We start from the raw sequence: 6,766 nt of genomic DNA on the forward strand, positions 1-6,766 counted from the left end.
TCTGAACTCCAGTCACGATCAGATCTCGTATGCCGTCTTCTGCTTGAAAAAATAACAAAAGATAGAACTGAAAAAGATCCAATAGTTATCTCTGGTGGTCCTGTGGCTTGTAATCCCGAGCCAATGTCTGCGTTTATTGATGCTTTTTTGCTTGGGGATGGTGAAAATCTTTTACCTGCTTTTCTTGAGCTTGTTTACAATATGAAAAAAGAAGGCGCAAAAAGGGATGAAATTTTATTAACAGCTGCGAAAACTTTACAAGGTGTTTATGTTCCAAAGTTTTATGAACCTGTTTATGATGACGGTAAGCTAAAAGGTATGAAAAAACTCTTTGACGAACTTCCTCTTCCAGTTAAACGAAATGTGATACCGGAGCTAAAGCCAGAATATTACCCTGAAAAACCAGTTGTCCCTTTAATAGAGGTTGTTCATGATAGATTCCAGCTTGAAATAATGCGAGGTTGTACGCAGGGTTGTAGGTTTTGCAATGCGGGGATGATTTATAGACCTGTTCGTGAAAGACCCGTTGATGATTTGATAAATGAAACAAAAACGGTGATTGAAAATACCGGTTATGAAGAAATGTCTTTTGTTTCGCTTTCAACATCTGATTACTCGCTATTACCTGAACTTATGAGCAGAAATTATGAACTTGTTAAGGAGAAACGGATTTCCCCGAGTTTTCCATCGCTTCGTCCGCAGACTTATACAAAAGGGATTGCAAAATTTGCCCGTGAAGGCGGAGCAAGTGGATTAACATTTGCCCCAGAAGCTGGAACTGAAAGATTACGCAGGGTTATAAATAAACAAAGCTCTGAGGAAGATTTCTACCGCGCTGTTGAGATAGCGATTGATCATGGGTGGCGACTTGTCAAACTTTACTTTATGATGGGGCTTCCTACAGAAACTTATGAGGATCTTGATGGAATTTTAAAAATCGCTGAAAATGTTGTGAGAATTGCAAAGAGGAAAAAAATTTATAACATGGAAGTTCATGTCTCTGTGTCACCTTTTTCTCCAAAAGCACATACACCTTTTCAATGGGAAAGACAAAATTCAATTGAAGAACTTCTTGAAAAAACAAGATACTTAAAGTCAAAAAATAGGTGCAAAAATATAAAGCTTGATATTCGTGACCCCAGAATTACAACTCTTGAGACAATCCTTGGGCGTGGTGATAGAAAAATATCAAATGTAATTTATTCTGCCTGGAAAAAGGGAGCGAAATTTGACGCTTGGACAGATAAGTTGAATTTTAATTTATGGATGGAAGCATTGAAAGAAAATGGGCTAACGGTTGAAGAATATATACGGGAATATGAAAAAGATGATGTCTTCCCTTGGGATCATATTTTTATGGGCGTTTTGAAAAAATTTTTATGGAGGGAAAGGCAAAAAGCTTATAGAGAAGCAATGGTTCCAGATTGTAGACCCGAAGATGTATGCCATGCATGTGGGGCTTGTGATTTTAAAATGATAAAAATGCTGATAAGGGAACAAATTGACAAACGAAGTGAAATTTCACAAAATGGCGAAGTTTTAAGCATAGGCGAAGAAGCAATCTGGGTTGATAAATCGCAAAGCGAAGGAATAAAAACATCTCAAACCTACTTTTACAGAATGAAGTATACTAAAGAAGGGTATCTAAAATACATTTCACATCTTGATTTGGTTCGTCTTTTCAATCGCATTTTCAGAAAATCTAATTTAAGGGTCGCACATACACGAGGTTTCCATCCACATCCAAAATTTTCATTTTCTGCTCCACTTCCCATCGGTTATTCAAGCTTATGTGAATTCATTGACTTTGAGCTTGAGGAATACCTTGAGCCGGAGGAGATCAAACATCGCCTTATCCCCAATCTTCCCAGTGGAATGCGTATAATTGAAATCGGGGAAATACCAAAGCCCAAAGAATCACTTGATAGCCAGATTAATCTTTTTGAATATAAAATCTATTTCACTTCAGAGAATCTTCAAAGTCAGATTGAATCGTTTCTTGCAAAAGATGAAATTTTAGTTCACAAGGTCAACCAAAACGGAAAGATAAAGGTCATGAATATCCGTAAATATGTTGATGAAATTTTTATGGGAAACGATGGTTTTACTTTGCGAGTTATTCGTGACAAAGATGGGATTATGCCGAAGGTTGATTTAATACTTGAAATTCTTTTGGGTTTGAATAGGGAGGAAATAAGAAAGTTAAAAATTGAAAGGACAGCTCAATTTATTTTCAGAAATGGCACTATAATTGATCCAGTCGATGATATTGTGAAAAACAAAGTAAGGGTTTTTTATGAGGAAAGAAATTTATATCAGTACGAAGAAGAAAGAAACTCGTATAGCGGTTCTTGAAGATGGTCAACTTGCCGAATTGTTCTTTGAAAATCCTGAACAAGAAAGGATGGTTGGGGATATTTACCTTGGTAAGGTTGCGAGGGTTTTACCTGGGATAAAAGCGGTGTTTATAAATATCGGACACAGGCAAGACGCATTTCTTCATTTTGCAGATATTGATAAGACATCAATTGAAGAATATGCTGACCTGCTTGGGGATGATACAAGCATTGATGAGGTTTCTGAAACTACAACTGAGGCAACAAAGGAATTGACTGAAGAAGGGGAAGAAAAATCTTTACAGCCTGTTTCCGCTTCTCAACCATCTAAAGATGTTGAAGCGTATGCACCAAGAAAACCACATCTTTTGAAAAAAGGTCAACCTATCCTTGTTCAGGTTATAAAAGAACCGCTTGGAAGAAAGGGGGCAAGAGTTACAACGAGAATAACTCTACCGGGACGATTTCTTGTTTTGATGCCTTTCATGGAAAATAAAATTGGAATATCAAGAAAAATCCTAAATCAAAAGGAAAGAAGAAGATTAAGAAACATAATCAAAGCACTTCTACCAAATGGTTATGGTGTTATAGTCAGAACCGCAGCTGAGGGTAAAGATACGAAGACATTGAGAGGGGAGCTTGAACAGCTGATCACAACATGGGAAAAGATAGAAAAAATGATTCCTAATGAAAAACCACCAGCCTTGCTCTACAAGGATATAAGCGTTACATCAAGTGTGATGCGTGACCTTTTGACAAAAGATGTTGAAAGGGTTGTCGTTGATTCAAAATCTCTTTTCCGTGAAATAGTTGCATATGCGAGATGGGCAGCACCCGATATCGTTGATAAAATTGAACTTGATGAAACTGAGGATATATTTGAAAAGTATGGAATTAATAAAGAGATTGAAAATTCGCTTGGAAGGAAAATTTATCTTCGTGGCGGAGCTTACATTCTTATTGAACAAACAGAGGCTATGACAGTTATTGATGTGAATACAGGAAGATACGCGCCAAGACAAAATCAAGAACAGGTATCTTTGAGAATTAATCTTGACGCTGCTAAAGAGATTGTGAGACAATTGAGGTTGAGGGATATAGGTGGTTTGATTGTGGTTGATTTTATTGATATGGAGGATGATAAAAGCAAGAAGCGTTTGTTTGAGGAACTTCGTAAAGAATTTAAAAAGGACAGGGCAAAGGTTACAGTTTTGCCGATGACTGAATTTGGGTTAATTCAAATTACGAGGCAGAGGGTAAGACCGAGCGTATTTGAAAAGTTTAGTGAGCCGTGCCCGACTTGCGCTGGAACAGGCACAATTTTTTTGAGAAACTTAATTTTCAAAAAAGTGGAAAGATGGTTTGCAAAATTTAGAGCTGTTTCAAATGAGAGAAAACTGATTCTAAAACTTCACCCAACCCTCGCAAAGTATGTGAAGTCAAATTTGAATGGGAAATTAAAGATTTTGAAGTTGATGTTAAAATATTTTATCAGAGTTAAAATTGAGCCCGATCCAACCCTTTCGGTTGAAGAATTCAAAGTTGTTTCAGTGAAAACAGGCAAAGAATTAACCGAGACGGGAACAAGCGCACAAGTTGTTATCCCAAAACAAAATAAAAAAGAGGAGATTTGAAATGAAGATTTTTCTTGACACAGCAAATGTTGATGAAATAAAGGAAGCAGTAAGTTGGGGGATACTTGATGGCGTCACCACAAACCCAAGTCTGGTTGCGAAGGAGAAGAGGGATTTTAGGGAACTACTTCAAGAGATATGCTCAATTGTTGATGGTGATGTAAGTGCAGAAGTTATATCAACCGATTTTGATGGAATCGTTAAGGAAGCAAGAGAACTTGCAAGGCTTGCGGATAATATCGTTGTGAAAATTCCTTTAATAAAAGATGGTTTAAGAGCTGTTAAGTTCTTAAAAAGCGAGGGTATAAGAGCAAATGTAACGCTTTGTTTTTCTCCATCTCAGGCAATTCTTGCTGCAAAAGCTGGAGCTTATTACATCAGCCCATTTATCGGTCGGCTTGATGATATATCAAGCGATGGGATGAATCTTGTCAGGCAAATCGTCCAGATTTACAGAAACTACAATTTTAGAACTCAAGTTCTCGTCGCAAGCGTAAGGCACCCAATGCATGTAGTTGAGGCGGGTTTAATAGGCGCAGATGTCGTCACAATGCCGTTTAAAGTTCTTGAACAAATGATAAAACATCCATTAACTGATATTGGACTTGAAAGGTTCCTTGATGATTGGAGAAAGGCTCAATCGGAGCTTGAAAAGAGATTTGAAAAAGTAAAATAAAATAAGGAGAATAACTGTATGAAACGCACCCCATTTTATGAAATTCATCTTGAACTTGGAGCAAAGATTGCACCTTTTGCTGGCTATGAAATGCCAATCCAATATGATGGCATAATAACTGAACATAAGCGAGTTCGTGAATCGGTTGGCGTTTTTGATGTCTCACATATGGGTGAGTTTAAAGTAAGTGGGAGAAAAGCTTTGAATTTTTTACAAAAATTGACCGTAAATGATGTCTCAAAACTTCAACAGGGAAGAGCCCAATATTCAGCGATGTGTTATGATGATGGTGGAATAGTGGATGATCTTTTAATTTATAACCTTGGCGAATCATACATGGTTGTTGTAAATGCAGCCAATATTGAAAAAGATTTTGAATGGATGAAAAAACATCTTGAAGAAGATGTTAAGCTTGAAAATATAAGCGATGATGTGGCTCTTCTTGCGGTTCAGGGTCCAATGTCTCTTTTAACTTTGCAGAAGTTAACGGATGTTGATTTGGGTCAGATTAAATATTATCATTTCGTTAAGGGCAAGCTTGCTGGCGTTGATATGATAATTTCCAGAACTGGCTATACAGGTGAACTTGGATTTGAACTTTATTTTGAAGCTGATCCAAAAATTTGCAGAAAAGTTTGGGACGCAATTATGGAAGCCGGGAAGGAATTTAACATAGGTCCGGCAGGTCTTGGCGCGAGGGATACACTGAGAACTGAAATGGGTTATATGCTTTATGGAAATGATATTGATCAAACCACAAATCCGCTTGAAGCCGGACTTGATTGGATTGTTAAATTTGATAAAGGTGATTTCATAGGTAGAGAAAGCCTGATTAAGTTTAAAACTGAAGGTATCAAAAGGAAACTTGTCGGTTTTATAACCGATGAAAAAATTCCACCAAGGCATGGATATGAAATTTTTAAAGATGGTGAAAAAATAGGTTATGTTACAAGTGGAACTTTTTCTCCAATCCTTGAGAAGGGAATAGGAATGGGGTATGTTGATATTAGATTTTCAAACTTGGGCGAAAAGATAAAAATCAACGCTCGTGGAAAGGAATTAACTGCGGTGATTGTTAACCCTCCATTTGTTACAAACAGGGCGCGGTAAAACAAAGTTTGGGGTAGTTGATGAATATTGATTTATTTTTCATACCTCTGCAAATCCAAGATGAATTAAGCTTGCAAAATAAAACAGTTATAGTTGTTGATGTTTTAAGAGCTTCAACCACAATAGCAACTGCTTTAAAAAATGGGGCAAGGGCGATAATCCCGGTGGCATCTATTGAAAATGCAGTTAAATACGCCTCAACCCTTGAGCCGGGCTCGTTTCTTTTGTGCGGGGAAAGAGGCGGAAAAATTATTGATGGATTTGATCTTGGAAATTCTCCGTTTGAATATACAGAGGAAAAAGTTATGGGGAAAACTTTAATTTATGCGAGCACGAATGGTTCAGTCGCTATAACTAAAACAAAATATGCTAAGCATTCACTTGTAGCTGGATTTATAAATATATCAGAAGTTGTAAAATTCGTTAGCGAAAATAGCGATGATCAAGCATATTCAAAATGTTCGTATAGTGAAGTTCATACTGCAGGGTAAAGCCAACGATATCAAAAAATTTGAGGGGTCTTTTAGTCTCAAGTGAAAACAATAAAATACCCTCTTTTCGCATTATCTCCTCAGCGTCAACCCATGGAGCGTAAACCCGTTCAGCGCTTGCCCATGGGATTTGGTTCACAATGTTATACAAAATTTTAAATCCAATATATGACATGCCTATTTCATAAACATCAGGAAAACACAAAGCAATTCTGAACTTTGCACTTGGCTTTACAATTATGTTAAATTCATTCCCAACATATCTTCCTGGCTTATCTACGAATGGAAGAAGTTTCTCATCAATATCAAGTTTAATTTTTTCAAGCAATCTATCTTCAAAACTCATAGTCTTTCAATGCTTTTATTTCTTCTTCCCTTATTTTCACTCAAAAATACGAAAAAAATATAAGGATTGCAAAATTTTGTTTTTGGCTTTATTTTTCAGAATTTTGGAAGAGCGAAAAAACTAAAAAGAAGCAAAAATGGAAAAATTTGTAATTATCGGAGGTAAAAAACTTT

The 6,766-nt window shown here is 36.6% G+C and carries 5 protein-coding genes; 4 read left to right on the top strand and 1 reads right to left on the bottom strand.

The genetic code is table 11. The annotated features are described in order from the left end of the window. Nucleotides 1-2,296 precede the first annotated feature (2,296 nt). Genes AT685_RS07980 through AT685_RS07995 form a run of 4 tightly spaced genes read left to right on the top strand, consistent with a single transcriptional unit; the run spans nucleotide 2,297 to nucleotide 6,247 of the window. Nucleotides 2,297-3,970, top strand: coding sequence for an Rne/Rng family ribonuclease (locus AT685_RS07980; RefSeq protein WP_072152226.1), 1,674 nt, complete (start codon nucleotides 2,297-2,299; stop codon nucleotides 3,968-3,970). A gap of 1 nt (nucleotide 3,971) precedes the next feature. Then, a complete protein-coding gene (gene fsa, locus AT685_RS07985; protein WP_072152227.1) occupies nucleotides 3,972-4,646 on the top strand; it encodes a fructose-6-phosphate aldolase in 675 nt (224 codons plus the stop codon). A gap of 18 nt (nucleotides 4,647-4,664) precedes the next feature. Then, entirely contained in the window at nucleotides 4,665-5,756 is a 1,092-nt protein-coding gene (gene gcvT / locus AT685_RS07990; RefSeq protein WP_072152228.1) for a glycine cleavage system aminomethyltransferase GcvT, read from the top strand. A 20-nt stretch (nucleotides 5,757-5,776) separates the two neighbouring features. Next, nucleotides 5,777-6,247 carry a 2-phosphosulfolactate phosphatase gene (locus AT685_RS07995; protein WP_143713189.1) on the top strand — a complete coding sequence of 157 codons (471 nt, stop codon included), beginning with the start codon at nucleotides 5,777-5,779 and terminating at the stop codon, nucleotides 6,245-6,247. Here AT685_RS07995 and AT685_RS08000 read toward each other — a convergent pair. After that, nucleotides 6,180-6,593: a hypothetical protein gene (locus AT685_RS08000; protein WP_072152230.1), complete on the bottom strand. Its 414-nt coding sequence runs from the start codon at nucleotides 6,591-6,593 to the stop codon at nucleotides 6,180-6,182. The genes AT685_RS07995 and AT685_RS08000 overlap by 68 nt on opposite strands. Nucleotides 6,594-6,766: the final 173 nt, after the last annotated feature.

It is taken from the genome of Candidatus Kryptobacter tengchongensis, from assembly GCF_001458555.1.
Taxonomy (GTDB): domain Bacteria; phylum Bacteroidota; class Ignavibacteria; order Kryptoniales; family Kryptoniaceae; genus Kryptonium; species Kryptonium tengchongense.

Excerpts from the sequence above, each read along its gene's own strand:
- AT685_RS07995 (WP_143713189.1), top strand. The coding sequence starts at position 5,777 with ATGAATATTGATTTATTTTTCATACCTCTGCAAATCCAAGATGAATTA.
- AT685_RS07980 (WP_072152226.1), top strand. The coding sequence starts at position 2,297 with ATGAGGAAAGAAATTTATATCAGTACGAAGAAGAAAGAAACTCGTATA.
- fsa (WP_072152227.1), top strand. The coding sequence starts at position 3,972 with ATGAAGATTTTTCTTGACACAGCAAATGTTGATGAAATAAAGGAAGCA.
- gcvT (WP_072152228.1), top strand. The coding sequence starts at position 4,665 with ATGAAACGCACCCCATTTTATGAAATTCATCTTGAACTTGGAGCAAAG.
- AT685_RS08000 (WP_072152230.1), bottom strand. The coding sequence starts at position 6,593 with ATGAGTTTTGAAGATAGATTGCTTGAAAAAATTAAACTTGATATTGAT.